Source organism: Kineosporiaceae bacterium (assembly GCA_016713225.1).
GTDB lineage: Bacteria > Actinomycetota > Actinomycetes > Actinomycetales > Kineosporiaceae > JADJPO01.
The window spans coordinates 345093-365596 of sequence record JADJPO010000001.1; the positions used below are offsets into that span (position 1 = coordinate 345093).

A 20504-nucleotide genomic window follows, 5' to 3' on the forward strand; every position below is an offset into this window, starting at 1 on the left:
GTGACAGGTAGGGACGGTGCCGGGGATGCGCTGCGCCCCGAGGACCCGTCGGACGTCGGGCCGTACCTGATCGAGCGGCGCATCGGCCGAGGCGGGCAGGCCACCGTCTACCTGGGGCGCGACCAGGCGGGGGGTGCGGTCGCGGTCAAGGTGTTCGACCCGCAGTGGATGGCCGATCCGGAAGCTCGGCAGCAGTTGGTCGCCGAGATCGAGGCGTTGAAGGGCGTGGCCGGCTTCGGCATCGCGCGGCTGCTCGACGCCCACCCGGACACCGACCCGGCCTATCTGGTCAGTGAGTACGTGCCCGGCCCCGACCTGGCGCACGCGGTCCGGGCTCGCGGCCCGTTGCGGGACGGAGAGTTGGACCGCTTCGCCCTCGCGACGCTGACGGCGCTGCGCTCGGTGCACCATGCCGGGCTGGTGCACCGGGACATCAAGCCCTCGAACGTGGTCCTCGGGCCGGACGGGCCGCGCCTGGTGGATTTCGGGATCGTGGCTCGCCACGGTGAGGTCGAGGACACCTCGGACGGCGTGCTCGGGACCCGCGAATACCTCGCCCCGGAGCTCACCGCGGCGGCGGGCCACCCGGTGTCGCCGGCGTCCGACCTCTTTGCCTGGGCAGCGACGGTGGCGTTCGCGGCGTCCGGTGCCGTGCCGACCTGCTCGGACGACCCGTTGCCGGGGGTGCCAGGGGCGCTGGCCGAGGTGTTGCGCCGCTGCCTGGGGTCGGATCCGGCGACGCGTCCGGATGCCGCCGAGGCGATGGAGCTGGTGTTGCGGGCAGCTCATGACTCGCGCACCCTGCCTGCCGCCGTTCCCGATCCGCGACCAGCCGTGCCCGATCCACGACCCGCCGTTCCCGCCTGGGGCACTCCACCGCCGCCCGGCCCAGGTACGGTCGCGTCGGCCCGGCCGGCGTCGTCGCCCCGGACGACGCCGCCCCGGACGACGCTGCCGCCCCGGCAGGTGCCTTTCGTGGGACGGGGTTCGTGGCGGGGCTGGCGCTGGCTGGTCATTCCGGCGGCCGCGGCTCTGCTGGTCGGGCTCGGCGGGGTCAACCGCGACAGCGACACCCCGGAGGGCGAACCGTTCGACCCCGCGGCCGCCGCCGAGCACGCGGGCGACACCGACCGGGACGACGCCCGAGACGTCCAGGACGACAGAGCGCTGACTCAGCCCCGGGTGATTCCGGTTCAGCTGTTCGCCGCAGGGATTCGAACCGGGTTCTCGGTGGCTTCCGACGGTTCCACGGTGACCGCCCAGGAGGGCTGCTCCCTGGTGACGAAGGACGCCGCCTCCGGCCGGGCCAGGGTGAGCACCAGGATCGAATCCGAGAACGCGACCTGCCGTCTGCTTCCGGACCCGGCCGTCGAACGGGTCCTGGTTCTCTCCGAGGTGTCCCGCACGCACACCCGGGTGCGGATCGACGACCTCAGTTCGGGCGCCAGGGTGACCGCGGTGATCGCCGGAACGGTGCAACGCCTGCAGTTCTCGGCCGACGGGCAGTGGCTGGCCCTCGGGGTGGACGGCCATGCCGTCCACCTGCTGGACACGCGCGCCGGGCGGTTGGCGGGCGCGGGGATGCCTACCGCTGCAGCGGGCGCCTGGGGGGTCTGGGCCGCCGACGCCGGATTGGACACGATCGCCGCCCCCCTGCCGGACGACGAAGGTCTCGGCGTGTGGTCGGTCACGGTCGATCCGCGCGGTGAGGCGATCGCCTCGATGCCGAACGATGCGACGTCCCTCGCCTTCCCGCTGGCTGTCGGCCCGTCGGGCACGCGCGTGGCCCGCGTCGGCCTCGACGGCGACACGGTGATCCTGTCGAGCCTCTCGGCGAATGCGTCGGCAACCGTGATGCCATGGCTGCTGGGCTCCGGTCCGGGGGGTGGGCCGGTGGCGTTGGCCTTCAGCCCGGACGGCGCCTACCTCGCCGGATTCGGACGTGACGGTGGCCAGATCTGGCGGGTCCGGGACGGCACCGTGGTGGGGCCGCTGCTGGGCGCGGTGGCCGGGGTGATCCACTCCTCCGCGCCGAACGTGCTCGATGCCTCGGCCGAGTTGCGGTTCAGTCAGGACTCCTCGCGCCTGGTGCTGCGCTCCGGTCGGGGAGTCGTCGTGACGTGGGACGTGGCGGACGCCACGGCAGTGTCCTAGGCCGGCGCAGCCCGCCCCGCGGGCTACCTCAGCCTCGCAGTCACCGTCCGTGGTCGGAGGATGGTGCCAGGTCTCTGATCGGGCATTTCTGCACCCGAGAAGACACGATTCCTCTAGTGTCGGTGACGTTGCGTGGCCCCTTTGGAGCAGAGCTCGAGGGATTCTCGCAGAGAGTGATCACAGCGAGATGGAGTCACCGGGTCGACCATGAAAACTGAGCGGGCGCGCAGTCTCCCGGGAATCGTCCTGGCCGCCACCACGCTGGTGCTCGTGGTGGCGCTGGTGATCGCTGCCAGATGGCCCGGGCGCGGGGCGGACCTGGTGACGGTGAACCCGCTCCCGGTGGCCGCACCGTCACCCACGTCGGCCCCCACGCCCACTGGCCCGGCGTCGCCCAGCCCCGCCACCTCCGTCGATGCCGCCGCCACGACGGTGGCCTCGAGCTCCCACCGCGCCGACCCGGCGCCACGGCGGACGACACCCCGGCGCTCACCCAGTCCCCGCCGAACGGCGACCCTGCGGGTCACGGCCACACCGCAGCAGCCCTCACCAGCAGCGCCCGCGCCGTCCCCGCAGCCCCCCAGCCAGCCGGAGCGCGCCGTGCTCACGGTGACGAACAAGGGCACCACCGTGAGCGGCGGGTATGTCGTCCTGTCGATCAGCAATGTGGTTCCCAACCGCGGCACCCTGGCATCGATCACGGTCTTCGGTGGCCCCGTCGCCGTGGGCATCGCCCCGTCGCCGGCCGGCCCCTACACCGCGAGTGTCTCGGGGCTGCAGCTCGGCGTGGCGTACTCGTTCTCGGCTCGGGTGTGCAACTCCCTGGGCTCGTGCACCGACTCGGCCGCCGAGTCGGTGACGATCATGCCTCCGGCACCCACCGCCGGCACCGTCTCGCTCACCCGGTCGACCTTCCTGTACGTGGTCTGGAGTGCGGTGATCAGCCCGACGCCCGCCACCACGTGCTCGGTGCGCCTCGAGCGAGGAGGCGTCTCGCTGGGATCCGTGGCCGTGGGCCGTGCCGCGGGTTCCGTGGCGTACCAGTACGCCGGCTTGGGCAGCTACCAAGCGGTCAAGACCTGCACCTGGGAGGGCGGGACCGTCGTGGCCCGCAGCTCGGTGATCACCCTCTGAGTCTCGGACGGCGACCGCCCGGCAGGATCAGCCGGTGAGGCCGGAGCGCCCGATCTGGCGATGAATCTCATCGACCAACTCCATGATGGCGATCGTCTCGTCGAGTGGCAGCACCGGTGACTCGGTCAGTCCCGCCCGGACACACCGGGCCACCTCGGCGGCCTCGAACCGCAGGCCCTTGCCCGGCCCGGCCAGCGCCGGGGTCTCGAAGTGTTCGCTGCTGCCCTCACGGCGGGTGAGGGTGAAACCGGTGGGGGCGTAGAAGATCGGCTCGACGTCGATGGTGCCCGCGGTGCCGGTGATGAACGTCCGGCAGGCGGTTCGGGCGGTGAGGGTCGTGGTGATCACCGCGTGGGCGCCGTTGGGGTAACGGAGCACGGCGGAGGTGGTGGCGTCGACGCCGGTCATCGCCGGGTCGGCCACGGCGGTCACCGCGGTGGGGACGCCGAGCACCATCACGACCCACGACAATGGGTAGATGCCCAGGTCGAGGACCGCGCCGCCGCCGAGAGCCGGATCGTAGAGCCGGTGAGCGGGATCGGCCGCGAACCCCTGCCCGTGATCGGCCACGACCGTACGGATCTCGCCCAGCGCGCCGTCCGCGATCAGTTCCCGGATCCGGACGGCGTGGGGCAGGAACCGGGTCCACATCGCCTCCAGACAGAACACCCCGGCATCGCGGGCCGCCGTCGCGACCTGGCGGGCCTCTGCGGCGTTCATCGTGAACGGCTTCTCGACCAGGACGTGTTTGCCCGCCCCGATCGCCGCCAGGGCTCCCTCGGCGTGCGCGGGGTGAGGCGTCGCGACGTAGACGGCGTCCACGGCGGGGTCGGTGACCAACGCCTGCAGCGAGCCGTGGGCCGCCGGGACACCGAGTTCGGCGGCGACCTGCTCGGCGCGTTCGGTGGTGCGCGAGCCCACGGCGACGACGCGGGCGTCGTCCAGGGCGCCGACCTCGCGGATGAAGGAGCGGGCGATGCCACCGGTGCCGAGCACACCCCAGCGCAGCGGGCGGTCGGCGTGGTCGGTGCCGTTCTCATGGCTCGGGTCCGTCATGAGCGCAGCTTGCCAGCTCTGTGCAACGGTGACAGGCGTGCCAGGGACCGTGCGGCGTCGTCGACCCCGAGGGGACTCCGCCCGAGCAGTGCTTGCGGTGGCGGTGCTTTTCGTCGTCCTGGCGGGGCTCGGCTGGTGGCTGAGCGGGCGGGGGACGCCTGCCGCCGGCTCGACGCCGTCCGCCGCACCCGCCACGCCCATGCCGTCCCGGCCGACCCCGAGCGGCTCGACTGCCTCGATACTCGCCCGAGATGCCTTGTCGCATATCGTGATCCGGCCCAAGGAGCCGCTCACGGGGTACTCGCGGGCGGCCTACGGCGCCGGCTGGCTCGACCCGGACGGCAACGGCTGCGACACCCGCAACGATGTGCTGCGGCGTGATCTGACGCAGGTCGAGCTGCGGCCGCGGACCGCCGGCTGCATCGTCGAGCGCGGCACCCTGCGCGACCCCTATACGGGTGCCGTGGTGGCCTTCGCGCGGGGCACGCGAACCTCGGGCCTGGTGAACATCGATCACGTGGTGCCGCTCGGCAACGCCTGGCGTACCGGTGCACAGCACTGGCCCCTGGCGCGCCGCAGCGCCTTCTACAACGACCCGCTCGAGCTGCTCGCGGTGCAGGAGTCGACCAACGCCGCCAAGGACGGTTCGGACGCCGCGAGCTGGCTGCCGCCTCGACCCGAGGCGCGCTGCGCCTTCGTGGCGCGGGTGATCGCGGTCAAGACCCGCTACAGGCTGTGGATGACCCAGGCCGAGCACGATGCCGTGGCGACGGTGCTGGCCGACTGCCCGACCCAACTGCTGCCCACCCCTTGACGGCGATGCCGATCACGCGGCACGGGCTCACGGGATGACACGGGATGACACGGCCGTCGCCGGTGCGGCACGGTGAGCGTATGCCCGAACGCGTGATCGACCTGAACGCCGACGTCGGGGAGTCGTTCGGCCGCTGGCGACTCGGCGACGACGAGGCGGTGCTGCAGGTGGTGACCAGTGCCAATGTCGCGTGTGGCTTCCATGCCGGCGATCCGGCCACCTTGCGGCGTACCTGCGAGCTGGCGGCTCGGCGCGGGGTCGCGATCGGGGCGCAGGTCGGCTACCGCGACCTGGCCGGGTTCGGTCGCCGATTCCTGGACGTCGCCCCCGACGACCTGCGCGACGACGTGCTCTACCAGCTCGGTGCGCTCGACGCCTTCGCCCGGGTGGCCGGGACCCGGGTTCGGTATGTGAAGCCGCACGGGGCCTTGTACAACGCCGTGGTGCACCACGAGGCGCAGGCGCTCGCGGTCGTCCGGGCGGTGCGTGAGTTCGCGAACGCCATGGCCACGGTGGGCACGGTGGACCTTCCGGTGCTGGGACTGCCGGGGTCGGCCCTGCTCGCGGCGGCCGCCGAGGCCGGGTTGCGGCCGGTGGCCGAGTGTTTCGCCGATCGCGGGTACACCAGCGACGGGCGGTTGATGCCGCGTTCTCGACCGGGGGCGGTGGTGAGTGACCCGCACCTGGTGGCGGCGCGCGCCGTCCGGATGGTGGTCGCGGGCGAGGTGATCGCGGACGACGGAAGCGTGGTTCCCGTTGCGGCGCAGTCGGTCTGCCTTCACGGCGACAGCCCGGACGCCGCCGAGTCGGCGCGCGCGGTGCGGGACGCTCTGGCGGCGGCAGGTGTCGTGGTGCAGACATTCGTGGGCGCGCAGTGACAAGGTGATCGAGTGACCTGGTCCGTGCGCCTGCTGCCCCTGGGCGATCGTGCGCAGCTGATCGAGATCGACGGTGGCTCTCGCGAGGTGCTGGCGGTTCACCGGGCGCTCGACCGGGATCGGCAGATCGGGGTGGTCGACCTCGTGCCGGCGGCGCGCACCGTGCTGGTCACCTTCGATCCGAGCGTGCTCAGCCCGGCCGCTGTGGCCGGGTGGATCAGCGACGTCACCTCGGCCGAGCACCCCGGGCGCGAGGATGAGGACGAGCGCGGGGCACCGCCGATCCAGGTGCCGGTTCGTTACGACGGCGACGATCTGGCCGAGGTTGCCACCCTCACCGGGCTCAGCCCGGTCGAGGTGATCGAGGCCCACACCGCCACCCCGTGGACCGTCGCCTTCACCGGCTTCGCGCCCGGGTTCGCCTATCTCATCGGCGGTGATCCGCGGCTACAGGTGCCGCGTCGCGCCACCCCGCGGGCTGTCGTCCCGGCGGGTGCCGTGGGGCTGGCCGGACCGTACTCCGGGGTGTATCCGCGCAGCTCCCCCGGCGGGTGGCAGGTGATCGGCCACACCGAGGCGACCATCTGGGACGTGCACGCCGACCCACCGGCGCTGCTGCGCCCCGGCGCCCGGGTGCAGTTCGTCCCGGACGGCGCGCGATGATCGCCGAACCGGCGCTGCTGGTCGAACGGGTCGGCGTCCTGGTCACCGTGCAGGACCTCGGCCGGCCGGGTTACGCCCACCTCGGCGTGACGCGGTCGGGGGCCGCCGACCGGGCGGCCTTCCGGCGGGCCAACCGCCTGGTCGGCAACCACCAGAGCGCCGCCGCCCTCGAGGTCACGCTCGGCGGGTTGTCGGTGCTCGCCCTGGCCGAGTTGACCATCGCGGTCACCGGCGCGTCCTGCCCGGTCACCCTCGACGGCCGGGTCGCGGCGAACGAGGCGGTGATCGACGTCCCGACCGGTGGCCAGCTCGATCTGGGTCCGGCGGCGGCGGGTCTTCGGGCCTATCTGGCCGTGCGCGGCGGCGTCCAGGTCGACCCGGTGCTCGGATCGCGGGCGAGCGACACCCTGTCGGGCCTCGGCCCGCGCGCGCTCCGCGCGGGTGACGTGGTGCCGATCGGTGGCGCCGACAGCCCCGACCTGGCTCGCTGGCCGCGGATCGCGCAGGTGCCTGTGGCCGCCCTGCCGGATCCGCTCGATGTCGTGGCACTCGACGCCGTGCCCGGCCCTCGGGCCGATTGGCTGGACGCCGCCGGCACGGCAACGTTGTGGCAGACGACCTGGGTGGTCTCGGCCCAGTCCAACCGGGTGGGTCTGCGGTGCGAGGGGCCGGTCGTGACCCGCGCGGTCACCGACGAGCTGCCCAGCGAGGGACTGGTCCGGGGGGCGATCCAGGTGCCACCGTCCGGTCAGCCGGTGGTGTTCCTGGCCGATCACCCGGTGACCGGTGGCTACCCCGTCGCGGCGGTATTGCACGACGAGCACGTGGACGCCGCCGCGCAACTGCGCCCGGGGCAGCGATTCCGGCTGCACCACCGCCCGCAGGACAGCCGGCGTATCGCGCCCACCCCGCGGTGATCATGTCATCCGTGCACATCGATACATCGGTGGACACGGATGGCCTGATCACGGCGGGGTGGGGGCGCCACGCCACACGGCAGAGATCATTGCTTTCTCCTAGCGTTTGTCACACAGTGGAGTCAAATCACTACAGAGAATCACATCGACGGAACATCCCGACGCGACCAAAGGAGGTGCAAAGTGCCGACGGCTCATCGCTCGTCGACATCGAATCGTGGCGACGACCGCTTTCGTGCCCTGTTCGAGCACGCCTCGGTGGGCGTCGCCCTGTGCGATCTCGACGGGCGCTTCTGCGATGTCAACGTCACCTTGCGCGATCTGCTCGGGGGGACCGGCATCGACCCGGACGCCGGGGGCTTGACCGACCTGCTGTGCCACACGCCGGGCGAGGCCGATGAGGTGACCGAGTGGTGCGAGGGGTTGGATGCCGTGAGCGCGGGCCGGCGGCTCGTGGCCCGGGTGCAGGTGAACCTCAGCCCGCCGGACGCCGCGCCCCGGCTGGTGCAGGCCACCGCGGCGACCGTCGTCCTGGGCGAGCGACCGTACCTGTTGGCGCACATCGAGGATGCCACCGGGCGCAGGCTGGAACGTCAGCGGCTGGTGCACCTGGCCACTCATGACGGCCTGACCGGTCTGCCCAACCGTGAACTGGTGCAGCAACGCCTGGTGGCCGCCCTGGCTCGCGCCGCCTCGATCCGCTTGCCGGTCGGCGTGCTCTACCTCGACCTGGACCATCTCGAGAGCATCAACGATCGGTACGGCCGACCCTGTGGTGACGCCGTGCTGGCCGAGGTGGGGCGGCGGTTGGCGAGCGTGCTGCGTGCCGGGGACAGCGCCGGCCGACTGGGCGACGACGAGTTCCTGATCGTGGCCGGCGACGTCCCGGACGAGAGCGCGCTGGCCGAACTGGTCCGGCGCATCGAGGCCACGGTGAGCCGTCCGGTCGAGGTGCAGTGCGAGGACGAGGCCCTCGCCGCCGCGGGGGCACCGGACCCGGAGGCGCACGTGATCGAGGTGGCCGTCGGGATCGGTGTCAGCATCGGTGCGGTCATGAGTCGCCCGGGTGACCAGCCGGCGACCCTGATGCGCCGGGCCGATGCCGCGATGTACGCGGTGAAGCGAGCCCGACGCCGCCAGGCCCGTCGCGTCGCGGCGGGTGCGGCCCCTCACTCCGCTCTCGCCGGCCCGCCCCGGCCTCGCGCCGAGGCACTCTCGCTCGGCGGTCTGCACGGCTCACCGGAGCAGGCCAGACTCGCGGAGCAACGCTGAGCGCGCCGAGTGGCCCGGGTCGGGAGGCGGACTCGCTGGCGACCTCCCCCGAGCCGCAACTCATCACCCGCGGCGAGCCGGATGCCACAACGGCGGTGGGACGGCAGTGGGCCCGGCAGTCTGGTGGCGTGCACGTGGACGTCGCGATCATCGGCGCCGGTGGCGCGGGCCTCAGCCTGGTGGCGGCCCTCGACCGGCTGCTCAACGCGGCCGACGTCGCCGACCACGTCGAGACGCCCTCGGTGGTGTTGATCGATCCGGTGCACCGTCGCGACGATGACCGCACCTGGTGTTTCTGGGACGACGGCCTCAGCCCGATCGAGCCCGCCGTCCATCGGTCCTGGCAGGCGGTCTCGGTGGTCGATCGCCACGGGGGTGAACGGCGGTACTCCCTGGGCGATCTGCGCTACGTCATGGTGCGCTCGTCCGACTTCTACGCCCTGGCGGACGACGCGGCCGCCCGCATCGGTGCCGTCCGGATCCCGGTCGCGGTGGACGAGATCCGCGACGGCCAGGACCGGGTCACGGTGCGCGCCGGTGGCGAGGAGGTCACGGCCCGCTGGGTGTTCGACTCCCGCCCGGTCGAGCCGCGCCGCTCCGCCAGAACCGAACTGCTGCAACATTTCCGGGGCTGGAAGGTGCGATTCAACCATCGTGCCTTGAATCCGCAGGTGCCGGTGCTGATGGACTTCTCCGTGCCGCAACCCCAGCGCGGCACGGCCTTCGGGTACATCCTGCCCAGCGACGAGTTCACCGGTCTGGTCGAGTACACCCAGTTCTCCCGCGATGTTCTCCCGCCGCGGGCCTACGACGACGCCCTGGCCGCCTACCTGGTCGAGCGCTGGGGAAGTGGCGGTGTGCCGGGCACCTACACCGTCGAAGACGTCGAGGACGGGGTGATCCCGATGACGGACGCCGTCTTCTCCCGACGCGCCGGCAACCGGATCTACCGCATCGGGACCTCGGGTGGGGCGACTCGACCCTCGACCGGCTACGCCTTCGCGACGATGCAACGGCAGGCCACGGTCATGGCCCGGGCGATCCTGGCCGGACGGCGTCCGGTGCCGCCCCGGCCCCATCGGCGCTGGCACCGCTGGGCGGACGCGGTGATGCTGCGGGCGCTCGATCGGGGGTACGTCGAGGGGGCCGACCTGTTCCCGGCCCTGTTCGCCACCGGTCGCGCCGACCGGGTGTTGCGGTTCATGGACGGTTCGGCCGGCGTCTGGTCGGACCTGTCGGTGATGGGGGCGGCCCCGACCGGGGCGATGGCCCGCGCAGCGCTGGGCGATCTGGCGGCACGCTGGCATCTCGGCCGGTGACGCCGCGAGGTCAGGCGGGCGGCAGACGCAGGGTGGCCATCAGGCCGCGGTGGTCCGAGCCCGCCAGCGGGTAGGTCGCCACCCGCTCGACCACGGTGCCGCGTGGGCCGAGCACGTGGTCGATCCGGATCACCGGCGGCCAGGGACGGCGGTCGGTCGGCCAGGTCTGCCCCTGCCAGGCCCAGGACCCCGCGGTGGCGGCGTCCACGAATCCCGCCTGCAGCAGGCGGCGGAACGGTTCGTTGAACACGGTCGCGTTGAAGTCGCCCGCGAGCACCACCGGTTCGCCGGCGGCCAGTTGCGGGCCGAACCGTGACCGCAGCGCGGCGTGGTCGGCGGCCCACGCGGTCATCTGCGGAGGGGTCGGGTGCACCGCGGCCACCGTGATCCGTTTCCCGCCGAGGTCGATCCGTGCCTGCACCGCCGCGAACGCCGTTCCGGGCACCGTGCTGGGCTCGATCAGGTCGCGCGTCGAGTACAGACCGGAGCCCGAGGCATGGTCCTGCGGCGCCAGGGTGCGGTGGGGCATCAGGTCGGCCAGTCCTGCGGCGTCCAGCCGGCGGACGGCGTCCGGGGTCAGCTCGGTGAGCATCAGGACGTCGGGCTGCTCGGCTCGTACCCGCGCCACCAGGGCTGAAGCGTCCGCTTCGCCGAACAGCAGGTTCTGGGTCATCACCCGCAGCTGCAACCCGCCACCAGGGGGACCGTCGGCGTGCCCGCCCCCGTGGGGATGGGGCTTCAGCCAGGCCAGCGCGCCGAGCAGCGCGATGACGGCGATCAGCGTGCTGCGTCGCAGCCGGCAGAGGGCGAGGATGGCCGCAGCCAGGACCAGCAGCGGACCCACCCAGGCCCCGAGAGCGGCGAGCAGGATCCCGGTGAGGCCTCGATCGCCACCGTCGGCGATCGAGACGAGTGCGGCCACGGCACCGAGCAGGGCCAGCCAACCGATCAGCCCACCGAGTGCGCGCGCCAGGCGCCGCCACCAGGGACGGCGCGGCGTCCGGCTGGTGGTGGTCGCCCCACCGCCGGGTGTCCCGGTGAGGGTTTCCCCTCCCGATCCGGTGGTCTTCACGTCGTCGCCCCCCTCGAGGTGTCGGCTCAGCGCAACAGGTTGAGTGCGGCCAGCACGGTCGTGATCAGTACGAGCCGGTCGAACAGCTGCTGAGGCACCCGGGGCAACGTCCGCCGGCCGATCCAGGTGCCCAACAGCACCGCGGGGATCAGGCCGAGGTCGAGCATCAGGGTCGATGGCGTGATGATCTGTAGCCCCAGGCCCATCGGCACCTTGATCACGTTGATCATGAAGAAGAACCACGAGATGGTGCCCATGAAGGCCAGTACCGAGTACCGAGCGGCGAGCAGGTAGAGCGACATGGCCGGACCGCCGGTGTTGGCCACGGCGGTGGTGAATCCGGACAGCGACCCGTAGCCCCAGGCTGCCAGCCGGCGGGCCGGTGGGGCCGACGCGGTGGTGTCGGCGTCCTCGCTCGCGGAGGACGGGGTCGAGCCGGCGCCGGACCGCTGCGTGATGAGCCGAATCGCCACCAGGGCCAGCAGGATGGCGCCGATGGCCCGACGCATCACCGTGTCGTCCACCGCGGCGATGAACGCCCAGCCGGCGGCCATGCCGACCAGCACCGCGGGGGCGAGCCGGAACAGGGCACGCCAGTCGGTGTGGGCGTGATAGCTGCGCACCGCCACCACGTCACCCGTGATCAACAAGGGCAGCACCACGCCGGTCGACAGGCGCGGCGGCAACACCGCCGCGAAGATCGCCACACTGACCAGGGCCACCCCACCGATGGCCGTCTTGGAGAAGCCGATGAGCAGGGCTCCGACGGCCAGGGTGATCAGGGCGCCGATCCCGAGGGTGCCGAGGTCGCCGATGGTGACAGCTGTCACGCGGGGTTCACGAGGAGGGTCACGGCGGGCTGTCTCAGCCGGCCGAGGCGAAGCGGCGCAGCCGTAGTGAGTTGGTCACGACGAACACGCTACTGAAGGCCATCGCCCCGCCGGCGATCATCGGGTTCAGCAGCCCGGAGGCAGCCAACGGAATGGCGGCGACGTTGTAGGCGAACGCCCAGAACAGGTTGCCCTTGATGGTCGCCAAGGTGCGCCGCGAGAGCCGGACGGCGTCCACTGCCGCGCGCAGATCGGCGCGCACCAGCGTGAGATCGCTCGCCTCGATGGCGACATCGGTGCCGGTGCCCATGGCCAATCCGAGGTCGGCCTGGGCCAACGCCGCGGCGTCGTTGACGCCGTCGCCGACCATGGCCACGACGCGTCCCTCGGATTGCAGCCGGCGGACGACGTCGACCTTGCCCTCGGGTAGCACTCCGGCGATCACGTCGCGGGCGGCGATCCCGACCTGCTCGGCGACGATGAGCGCGGCGGCCTCGTTGTCGCCGGTCAGCAGCACCGGGCGCAGGCCGAGCTCACGCAACTGGTCGATGGCTTCGCGCGACGAGGGCTTGACGGCGTCGGCCACGGTGAGGACACCGGCTGCCTCGCCGTCGACGGCCACCACGACGGTGGTCCGGCCGGCCTGCTCGGCCCGGCGCGCGGCGTCCGAGATCTGTTCCGGGAGAACGGTTCCGGCATCCTCGATCCAGCCGGCGCGGCCCACCTGCACCCGGCGTCCCTCGACCACTCCGCGCACTCCCAGACCCTGGGTGGAACGGAAGTCGGACAGCTGGGCGCCGCCCGGCATCGACACCGTGGATTCACGTGAATCCTCGGCGGCAGCCACGATCGCCCGGGCCACCGGGTGCTCGCTCGCGTACTCGACCGCGGCCGCCAACTGCAGCAATCCGGCGGAGGTGAACGGCTCGACCGGCTCGACCCCGACCAGGCTCATCCGCCCCTCGGTCACGGTTCCGGTCTTGTCCAGGACGACGGTGTCGGCACGGCGGGTCTGTTCCAGGACCTCCGGCCCCTTGATCAGGACGCCGAGCTGGGCGCCTCGTCCGGTGCCGACCAGCAGGGCCGTGGGGGTGGCCAGGCCGAGGGCGCACGGGCAGGCGATGATCAGGACGGCCACCGCGGCGGTGAACGCGCGCGTGACGTCCCCGGTGATCAGCAGCCAGCCGACGAGGGTGGCGACGGCCAGTACCAGCACCACCGGCACGAACACGGCCGAGACCCGATCGGCCAGGCGCTGAACCGGTGCCTTGCCGCTCTGCGCATCGGTCACCAACCGGCCGATCTGGGCCAACCGGGTGGCCTCGCCCACCCGGACGGCGCGCAACACCAACCGCCCGGACGTGTTGATGGTTGCCCCGGTCACCTCATCGCCCGGGCCGACCTCGACCGGCACCGGTTCGCCGGTGAGCAGGGATTCGTCGAGCGCGCTGCGTCCCTCGACCACGACGGCGTCGGTGGCGACCTTCTCGCCGGGGCGAACGATGAACTCCTCACCCACGGTGAGTCGCGAGATCGGGATCCGCTGCTCGATCCGGGGTCCGCGTGGCTGGGCCGGGTCGGCGCGCAGCACGGCCACGTCCTTGGCGCCCAGGTCGAGCAACGCCCGCAGTGCCGCCCCCGAGCGCCGCTTGGCCCGGGCCTCGGCATACCGCCCGGCGAGCAGGAAGACGGTGACCGCTGCGGCGGCCTCGAGGTAGAGGTCGGCCGCGGCCATGCCGTGCTCGCGCATGGCTGTCATGTCGGCCATGGTCATGCCCGAGTCACCGGTCGTGGTGAACAGCAGGGCGTAGAGCGACCAGGTGTAGGCAGCGGTGATGCCGAGGCTGACCAGGGTGTCCATGGTGGTGGCCAGATGCCGGGCGTTCATCACGGCCGAGCGGTGGAACGGCCAGGCGCCCCAGATCGCGACGGGGGAGGCCAGGGTGAGACTGATCCACTGCCAGTTGCGGAACTGCAGCGCGGGGATCATCGCCAGGGCGAGCACCGGCAGCGCCAACGCCGCACTGATGAGCAGTCGTTGCCGCAGGGCGGCGGCCTCGTCGTCCCGGACGTCGTCCGCGGCCTGGGACGTGTCGGCTGCTGCGTCGTCCGGGTGGGTGGTCGGCGGGGGAGGGGGCAGGCTGGCGCCATAGCCGGTCTTCTCGACGGTGGCCACCAGCTCGGCCGGGTCCAAGTGGTCGGGGAAGACCACGTGAGCCGTCTCGGTGGCGTAGTTGACCGAGGCGATCACGCCGTCCAGCTTGTTGAGCTTCTTCTCGATCCGGGCCGCGCACGAGGCGCAGGTCATGCCGGTGACCGGCAGGTCGAGCGCCCGCAGGGCGACGATCGGCCGGCGGGCCGCTGCGGCGTGATCAGCTGTCGACGAGCTCATATCCCGCCTCGTCCACAGCTTCGCGCACGGCCTGCGTGTCGAGCGGTGCCTGGCTGGTCACGGTCACCGTCGAGGTGCCCCCGGCGACCAGCTCCACCGCCACCTCGCTCACGCCGTCCAGCGTGGTCAGCCCCTCGGTGACGTGCCTGACGCAGTTGCCGCAGGTCAGTCCGTTCACCTGCAACGTCGTGGTGGTCATCCCGATCTCCTCACTGAACCTGCTCACTGAACCAAACCTGCTCACGCAAACCTGCTCATGCTCCGCTGGTGACTCATCCTGCTCCGCAGGGAACGCTCCAGGCGGCGTATTCTGCCGGACCGTCGGTCACCTGCGGAGCACGAGCAGGTTTCGAGGCGGCCCGCACCGGGCTGGTCGGGGGTCAACTGCGCACCAGGCGGGCGATGGCCTCGGCGGCCTCGCGGACCTTGGCCTGGGCGGCCTCATCGGATTCACGGGCGGCGTTGACGACGCAATGGCCGACATGATCTTCGAGGAGGCCGAGGCTGACCGCCTGTAAGGCCTTGGTGATGGCGGAGATCTGGGTCAGGACGTCGATGCAGTAGACGTCCTCCTCGACCATCCGCTGGACGCCGCGGACCTGGCCCTCGATCCGGCGTAACCGCCGGAGATAGTCGTCCTTCTCGCCGGTGTACCCAGGCATGCCCGCCCTCTCTGACGCTGAGACCTCGACGGCCGTGACTGGCCGCGTCAGTAGGAAGGACTATACCCCCCTAGGGTATTCCCGCGACGGGCGAGCGTGGATCACCCCGTGGGACGACGCGTGGCCACACGGCATACAGCCGCGCCAGGGCGTCCTGCACCAGGTCATCGGCCAGGAACCAGTCGCCACAGATCAAGAAGGCCGTCAGCTACACGAGATCAGCCGGGATCAGGTTGCACACCCGAGAAGCTCAGCTGGCGATGACCCCGGAGGCGCGCAGGTCGATCGCGTCGGGGTCGACCCCCGCCGCCCGCAGGGCGCGGCGCTTGCGCAGGGTGGCCCACATCTCCTCGAGCCGGGCGCTCACCTCACGCAGTCGGGCGGCAGCGGCGTCGGGGTCGATGGCGTCCTTCTCCTGCTGCCCCCGTACCCAGTGCTCCTCCGCGACCAACCCCTGAATCACGTCCAGGATCTCTCGGTCCTCCATCGCGGGTCCTCCTCGTCGCGCACGGGATCGCCGCGCTTGCGTTCGGTGACTGGCATCACAAACCCTGACCCACGGAGCGTGGTCACGCCAGGGCGCGAACAGCTCAGTAAACGTTTACCCAGAGTGAGAGATCGCACGTTGCCTCGGCGGCCGAATCGTGCCTGCGCTGCGCTGCGCCTCGGGTGCCCGGGCAAAGTGTCGGGCGCGCGACGAAACGCACCGGGGTCAGGAGTGGCAGTATTCAGCGCCAACCCGTCCCGTCCGCTCTCTCGAATCTCTCGAATCTCTCGAAATCTCTCGGACACGGCCCCGGCGAGAGGAGGCGTGAGCGACATGACCGTGCCCGTGCATGCCCGCGCCGGGGTGCTCGTCGTTGCTGCAGCGGGGTACGGCAAGACCACGGTGCTCGAGGCGCTCGCCGCGGAGTCCGGCCAGGCCCAGGTGATGCCGGCTGACCGGCTGTTGGCCGAGTTCGACCGGCCGGGAGCGCCCGACCCGGCGGCGTCGGACGCCCTGCTGATCGACGATCTCGACCGGCTCTCCGAAGCCGACCAGCACCGGCTGCTGGTGGCGCTCGGCCGGCTGCCCGCCTCGGTGCACCTGGCATTGGCCTCCCGCCGGCCGCTGAACCGGTCGGCGTTGGCCGCGTTGCGCCGTCCGGTTCGAGAACGCCATGCCACCGACCTGGCGCTGTCGGTCGAGGCCGCCACTCGTGTCCTGCGCGACGAACACGGCATCCAGGACGCCGACCAGGCCGAGGCGATCCACCAGCTCACCGCCGGGTGGCCCGCGTTGGTGCACTGGGCCGGTGACGCCCTGGGTCGATCCGGGACGGCGTTGTCGGGGTTGGCCGAGGTGCTCACCGATCCGGCTGGTGCGACGTCGTCCTGGTTGCACCAACAGGTGATCCCCGACCTCACCCCTGCGATGCGCACCATCCTGGAACTGGCCGAGGACGTCGGCCCGCTCTCGGCGGAGTTGCTGCGCCACCTGGACGTCGCGTTGCCGGACGTTCCCGCCCAGTCCGCCCGGTCCGCCCAGTCCGCCCGGTCCGCCCGGTCCGCCCACCAACCAGGTGAGGGCTCGCCGGTCGAGGCGGCGCTGGCCGATCTGGCCGCGATCGGCGTGCTGGCCCCGCTGCCCGGGGTGCGGACCGGCGGCGTCCCCGAGCTCTGGCTCCCGGTGCCCGTGCTCGCGGCGGCGGTGCGGCGCCGCGGCGTCCCGCCCACCGACGCGCACCGGCTGTGGGCCGCGGCGCAGTGGTATGTCGCGCACCGCCTGCCGTTGTGGGCCGCCGTGGTCCTGGTGCGGGCCGGGCAGAGCGACCTGGCCGTCGCTCTGATCGCCGAGCAGGGCGACGAGATGCTCGCGGCGGGTGGCGCGACGGCCCTGGCGGCGCTCATCGACGACCTGCCGGACGCCGCGCGCGACGACGTCCGGCTGCAGTTGCTGCTGGGCGATGCGCGCCGGATGGCCGGGGACATCGAGGGCGCCGCGCGGGTCTTCGGATCCTTGGTGCGCACTGTCGAGTCCGGCCGGTCCTGGAGCGCTGCCCTGGCCTGGCGGGTGGCCATGGTCCGCTACATGCGCGGTGCCTACCGCGAGGCCCTGGTTGCGTGTGACGGCGCGGCCGACCCGGACGTCGACCCGGCCGCCGACCCGGCTGCGCCGGCTGATCTGGTCATGTTGCACACCTGCCGGGCCAGCGCCCTGTTCGCCCTCGGTGAGGCGCAGGTCTCGCAGCAGGTTGCCCGCCGCGGGGTGGCGCTCGCCGAGAGTGCCGGCGAACCGCGGTTGCGGGCGGCCGCCTACACGGCCCTGGCGCTGAGCGAGACCGGATCCGACCGCGAACTGCACCTGCGCCTGGCCCGGGACGCCGCCGAGGCAGCCGGGGACGTCGTCCAGCTGGCCCGCGTGCTGGTCAACCAGGGCGACCACCTGCTCGCCATCGCGGAGTACGAGGCGGCGCTCGAGGTGACACTGCGCGCGCGGGCGGCCGCCGAACTCGGGGCACCACCGGGGTTGTTGCAGGTGGCCACGCACAACGTCGGTGAGGCCCTGGTGCGGGTCGGCCGGTATGCCGAGGCCGAGTTCGCCTTCGAACGCACCGCTCGGCTGGGACGCCGGGTGGGGCTGGCCCGCGCGGCCATCGGCCTGCGGGGCCTCGGCGAGGTGCGCCGCGTGCTCGGCCTGCCCGAGCAAGCCCGGATGGCCTACGAAGAGGCGGTCGAGCTCTCACGGCAGATGGGCGACATGCAGGTGCTGGTTCCGGCGCTGTGCGGGCTCAGCCGGGTGATGGCGGAGGCCCGGACCCCGGACGTCGTCGCGGCAGCCAGGGTGCCGGCGGACGAGGCCGTCGCCATCGCGCCGGCGGAGATGCGTCCGGCGGCCCTGGTCGCCCGGGGCTGGGTCGCCCTGGCCGAGGGCGACGTCGCGAGGGCGCGCGAGCTGGCTGCCGAGGCGGTCGAGGGGGCACGTCACGCCCGGGTGACCCCAGCGTTGGCCGAGGCGCTCGAACTCACCGGCGCGGTGGCGCCGGACCCCCCGACCGCCCGGGCGGCGTTGGCCGAGGCGGCGGCGCTGTGGCAGCGCGCGGGCGCCCTGCCCGCGGTCGACCGGCTGGCCGTGCTGATGGGCCGGCTGCCGGGGGCCGATGCCGCGGCCCGGGTCGCGGCCCGCGAAGCCGGCCGACGCCTGCTGCAGCTCGGCGTCCGGTCGGTGGACGGCGGGCCGGTGCTGCCGGTCGACGGCACCGCGTCCTCGCTGCGGGTGCGGGTGCTGGGCGGGTTCGAGGTCAGCGCCGCGGGCCGTCCGGTGCCGCTCACTGCCTGGCGCTCCAAGCAGGCCCGCACCCTGGTCAAGCTGTTGGTGGCCCGGCGCGGTCGCCCGGTGCCCCGCGGCGAGATCTGTGAACTGCTCTGGCCGGACGACGAACCGCAACGCACCGCGCACCGGCTCTCGGTGCTGTTGTCGGTGGTCCGGTCCGTGCTCGACGCGGGCAAGATCTTCCCGCCGGACCAGTACATCCGGGCCGACCCCGCCGGGTTGTCGCTGGTGCGCGAACACGTCGTGGTGGACGCCGAGGAGTTGCTGCGCGACGCGGCACACGCCGTCCGGCTGGCTCGGGCCGGTGAGGTCGCCCGCGCCCGAGAGCTGCTGGCCGAGGTGGACAGCGCCTACGTCGGCGATGCCTTCGACGACGAACCGTACGAGGAATGGGCCGATGCGCTGCGCGAGGAGACTCGCGCCGCCTGGCTGCGTTCGGTGCGGGCGGCGGCCGAGCTGGCCCGGCGAGCCGGCGACGACGATCAGGCCATCGCCGGCCTGGTGCGGTTGCTGGCCGCAGACCCGCTGGACGAATCCGCCCACCGGGCGTTGGTCGGCGTCCTGGTGCGGGCGGGACGCCACGGTGAGGCGCGGCGGGCCTTCGACCGCTGGTCGGCGGCCATGCGTTCGATCGAGGCCCCGGCGCCCAGTCCCGAGGTGCTGCGCTCGGCGCCGTGACGGCCGTGACATCTCTGAGGGCCGTGACGAGAGGGCCGTGATGACGCGGTACTGATACCTGCGGAGAGGCTGACCACACACCACACTCACCCGAGGAGCAGTCGATGAAGGCCCGAAGCATCTCCCTGGCGGCGATCTCGCTGTTGTTGGCGGGAATCCCCGCCCTGGCCGCCCCGGCGGCGGCCGCTCCCGTCTCGCCGACCGTCGGCTGCCTGGACCCCGGTGGGGGAGCGGTGGTCGGCATCCTGCCGTTGAACGTGATCAGGGGGACGGCGGCCGGCGAGGTGCTCACCGGAACCGCCGGCGACGACCTGATCGTCGGGCTCGGCGGCCCCGATGTGATCGCCGGGCTCGGCGGCAACGACGTGATCCTCGCCGGGGCGGGTCACGACCTGGTCTTCGGCGGGCTCGGGCGCGACTGCCTGGAGGGTAACGACGGCGACGACGTCCTCTTCGGCAACGAGGACGACGACAGGATCTACGGCGACCAAGGTGCCGACACGCTCTACGGCACCAAGGGGAACGACATGCTGTACGGGTACGACCTGGTGGGCGTCGATGCCGCGGTCGGTGAGACCGTGCCGGTCAACACCCTGGACGGCGGCGACGGGGACAACACCTGCGTGACGGGTGGCTACTGGGATCAGGATCACTGGGCCGGGTGCCTCCACACCGAGGTGCGGTACTGAGCCGGCCGGGACCGGTCTGCTGACCGGGCGGTGAGGTGACCAGCGAACTCAGCTGGGCGGTCGGCCTCGGGCTGGCCGCCGGGCTGTTGTCCCTGATCGATCCCGTGCCCTATGTGCGTGACGTGCTGCGCGGGAGCACCCGGCCGCACCGCGGCACCTGGTGCGTGTGGAGCGTGCTGGGCATCGTCGCCTTCTTCTCCCAGTGGGGCGGCGGGGGCGGCTGGAGCCTGGTGATGGTCGGGATCCAGGCGGTGAGCATGACGATGGTGTTCGCGTTGTCGATTCGGCGGGGGGTCGGTGGACTGGCCCGGATCGACCAGACACTGATCGGTGTGGCCATCGTCGGCATCCTGGGCTGGCAGGTCTCGGACGAGCCCCTGGTCGCCGTGGTCTGTGTCGTGGTGGCGGACCTCGCCGGGGCGCTGATGATGCTGCCCAAGACCTGGCGTGACCCCGGTTCGGAGACGCTCTCGACCTTCGCGCTCGCCGGGGCGTCGGGCGTTCTGGCCGCCCTGGCCGAGGGGCCGGCCGGGCTCACGCTGCTGCTCTACCCGGTGTACTTCGGGGTGATCAATGCCCTGACCGCCGGGATCATCGTCGCCCGGACCCGCGCCCTGCGGGTGCTCACGCCGTCCTGAGCTGGATCACACCGCCTCGACCG

The 20504-nt window shown here is 72.4% G+C and carries 18 protein-coding genes; 11 read left to right on the plus strand and 7 right to left on the minus strand.

The window, feature by feature from the left end:
* Both IPK24_01555 and IPK24_01560 read left to right on the plus strand, forming a co-directional pair.
* Nucleotides 1-2154: a serine/threonine protein kinase gene (locus IPK24_01555; GenBank protein ID MBK8074259.1), complete on the plus strand. Its 2154-nt coding sequence runs from the start codon at nucleotides 1-3 to the stop codon at nucleotides 2152-2154.
* Between the two features lie 207 nt (nucleotides 2155-2361).
* On the plus strand, nucleotides 2362-3288 hold the full coding sequence (locus IPK24_01560) for a hypothetical protein (protein MBK8074260.1): 927 nt from the start codon (nucleotides 2362-2364) through the stop codon (nucleotides 3286-3288).
* Nucleotides 3289-3315: 27 nt separating this feature from the next.
* Here the strand turns inward: IPK24_01560 and IPK24_01565 are convergent, their stop codons facing one another.
* Entirely contained in the window at nucleotides 3316-4344 is a 1029-nt protein-coding gene (locus IPK24_01565) for a Gfo/Idh/MocA family oxidoreductase (protein ID MBK8074261.1), read from the minus strand.
* Between IPK24_01565 and IPK24_01570 the strand changes: the two genes are divergently transcribed.
* From IPK24_01570 to IPK24_01595, 6 genes are all read left to right on the plus strand, one after another.
* Entirely contained in the window at nucleotides 4343-5158 is an 816-nt protein-coding gene (locus IPK24_01570; protein ID MBK8074262.1) for an HNH endonuclease, read from the plus strand. The genes IPK24_01565 and IPK24_01570 overlap by 2 nt on opposite strands.
* Nucleotides 5159-5238: 80 nt before the next feature.
* Nucleotides 5239-6036: a LamB/YcsF family protein gene (locus tag IPK24_01575; protein ID MBK8074263.1), complete on the plus strand. Its 798-nt coding sequence runs from the start codon at nucleotides 5239-5241 to the stop codon at nucleotides 6034-6036.
* 24 nt (nucleotides 6037-6060) lie between these two features.
* The gene (gene pxpB / locus IPK24_01580; protein MBK8074264.1) at nucleotides 6061-6699 is read left to right on the plus strand and encodes a 5-oxoprolinase subunit PxpB; all 639 of its coding nucleotides are present in this window, start codon (nucleotides 6061-6063) and stop codon (nucleotides 6697-6699) included.
* Nucleotides 6696-7616: a biotin-dependent carboxyltransferase family protein gene (locus tag IPK24_01585; protein MBK8074265.1), complete on the plus strand. Its 921-nt coding sequence runs from the start codon at nucleotides 6696-6698 to the stop codon at nucleotides 7614-7616. The genes pxpB and IPK24_01585 overlap by 4 nt, the downstream gene beginning before the upstream one ends.
* A gap of 183 nt (nucleotides 7617-7799) precedes the next feature.
* Entirely contained in the window at nucleotides 7800-8888 is a 1089-nt protein-coding gene (locus IPK24_01590; protein MBK8074266.1) for a diguanylate cyclase, read from the plus strand.
* A gap of 128 nt (nucleotides 8889-9016) precedes the next feature.
* Nucleotides 9017-10207, plus strand: a complete 1191-nt coding sequence (locus IPK24_01595; protein ID MBK8074267.1) for a lycopene cyclase — start codon at nucleotides 9017-9019, stop codon at nucleotides 10205-10207.
* A 10-nt stretch (nucleotides 10208-10217) separates the two neighbouring features.
* Here IPK24_01595 and IPK24_01600 read toward each other — a convergent pair whose 3' ends face one another.
* The 6 genes from IPK24_01600 to IPK24_01625 form a co-directional block, all read right to left on the minus strand.
* Nucleotides 10218-11279 (minus strand): endonuclease/exonuclease/phosphatase family protein, encoded by a 1062-nt coding sequence (locus IPK24_01600; GenBank protein MBK8074268.1) that lies wholly within the window; start codon nucleotides 11277-11279, stop codon nucleotides 10218-10220.
* A gap of 26 nt (nucleotides 11280-11305) precedes the next feature.
* Nucleotides 11306-12094 carry a sulfite exporter TauE/SafE family protein gene (locus tag IPK24_01605; protein MBK8074269.1) on the minus strand — a complete coding sequence of 263 codons (789 nt, stop codon included), beginning with the start codon at nucleotides 12092-12094 and terminating at the stop codon, nucleotides 11306-11308.
* Between the two features lie 49 nt (nucleotides 12095-12143).
* Nucleotides 12144-14417 (minus strand): copper-translocating P-type ATPase, encoded by a 2274-nt coding sequence (locus tag IPK24_01610; protein ID MBK8074270.1) that lies wholly within the window; start codon nucleotides 14415-14417, stop codon nucleotides 12144-12146.
* Nucleotides 14418-14481: 64 nt separating this feature from the next.
* A complete protein-coding gene (locus IPK24_01615) occupies nucleotides 14482-14700 on the minus strand; it encodes a heavy-metal-associated domain-containing protein (GenBank protein MBK8074271.1) in 219 nt (72 codons plus the stop codon).
* A 181-nt stretch (nucleotides 14701-14881) separates the two neighbouring features.
* Complete coding sequence (locus tag IPK24_01620) at nucleotides 14882-15163, minus strand: metal-sensitive transcriptional regulator (protein MBK8074272.1); 282 nt, start codon at nucleotides 15161-15163, stop codon at nucleotides 14882-14884.
* A 250-nt stretch (nucleotides 15164-15413) separates the two neighbouring features.
* Nucleotides 15414-15650 carry a DUF2630 family protein gene (locus IPK24_01625; protein MBK8074273.1) on the minus strand — a complete coding sequence of 79 codons (237 nt, stop codon included), beginning with the start codon at nucleotides 15648-15650 and terminating at the stop codon, nucleotides 15414-15416.
* A gap of 333 nt (nucleotides 15651-15983) precedes the next feature.
* On the opposite strand from IPK24_01625, the gene IPK24_01630 reads away from it, so the two are divergent.
* The 3 genes from IPK24_01630 (at nucleotide 15984) to IPK24_01640 (ending at nucleotide 20481) form a co-directional block, all read left to right on the plus strand.
* Nucleotides 15984-19154, plus strand: a complete 3171-nt coding sequence (locus IPK24_01630) for a hypothetical protein (GenBank protein ID MBK8074274.1) — start codon at nucleotides 15984-15986, stop codon at nucleotides 19152-19154.
* A gap of 104 nt (nucleotides 19155-19258) precedes the next feature.
* Nucleotides 19259-19843, plus strand: a complete 585-nt coding sequence (locus IPK24_01635; GenBank protein ID MBK8074275.1) for a hypothetical protein — start codon at nucleotides 19259-19261, stop codon at nucleotides 19841-19843.
* A gap of 35 nt (nucleotides 19844-19878) precedes the next feature.
* Nucleotides 19879-20481 (plus strand): hypothetical protein, encoded by a 603-nt coding sequence (locus tag IPK24_01640; GenBank protein MBK8074276.1) that lies wholly within the window; start codon nucleotides 19879-19881, stop codon nucleotides 20479-20481.
* The last annotated feature ends 23 nt before the right edge of the window (nucleotides 20482-20504 follow it).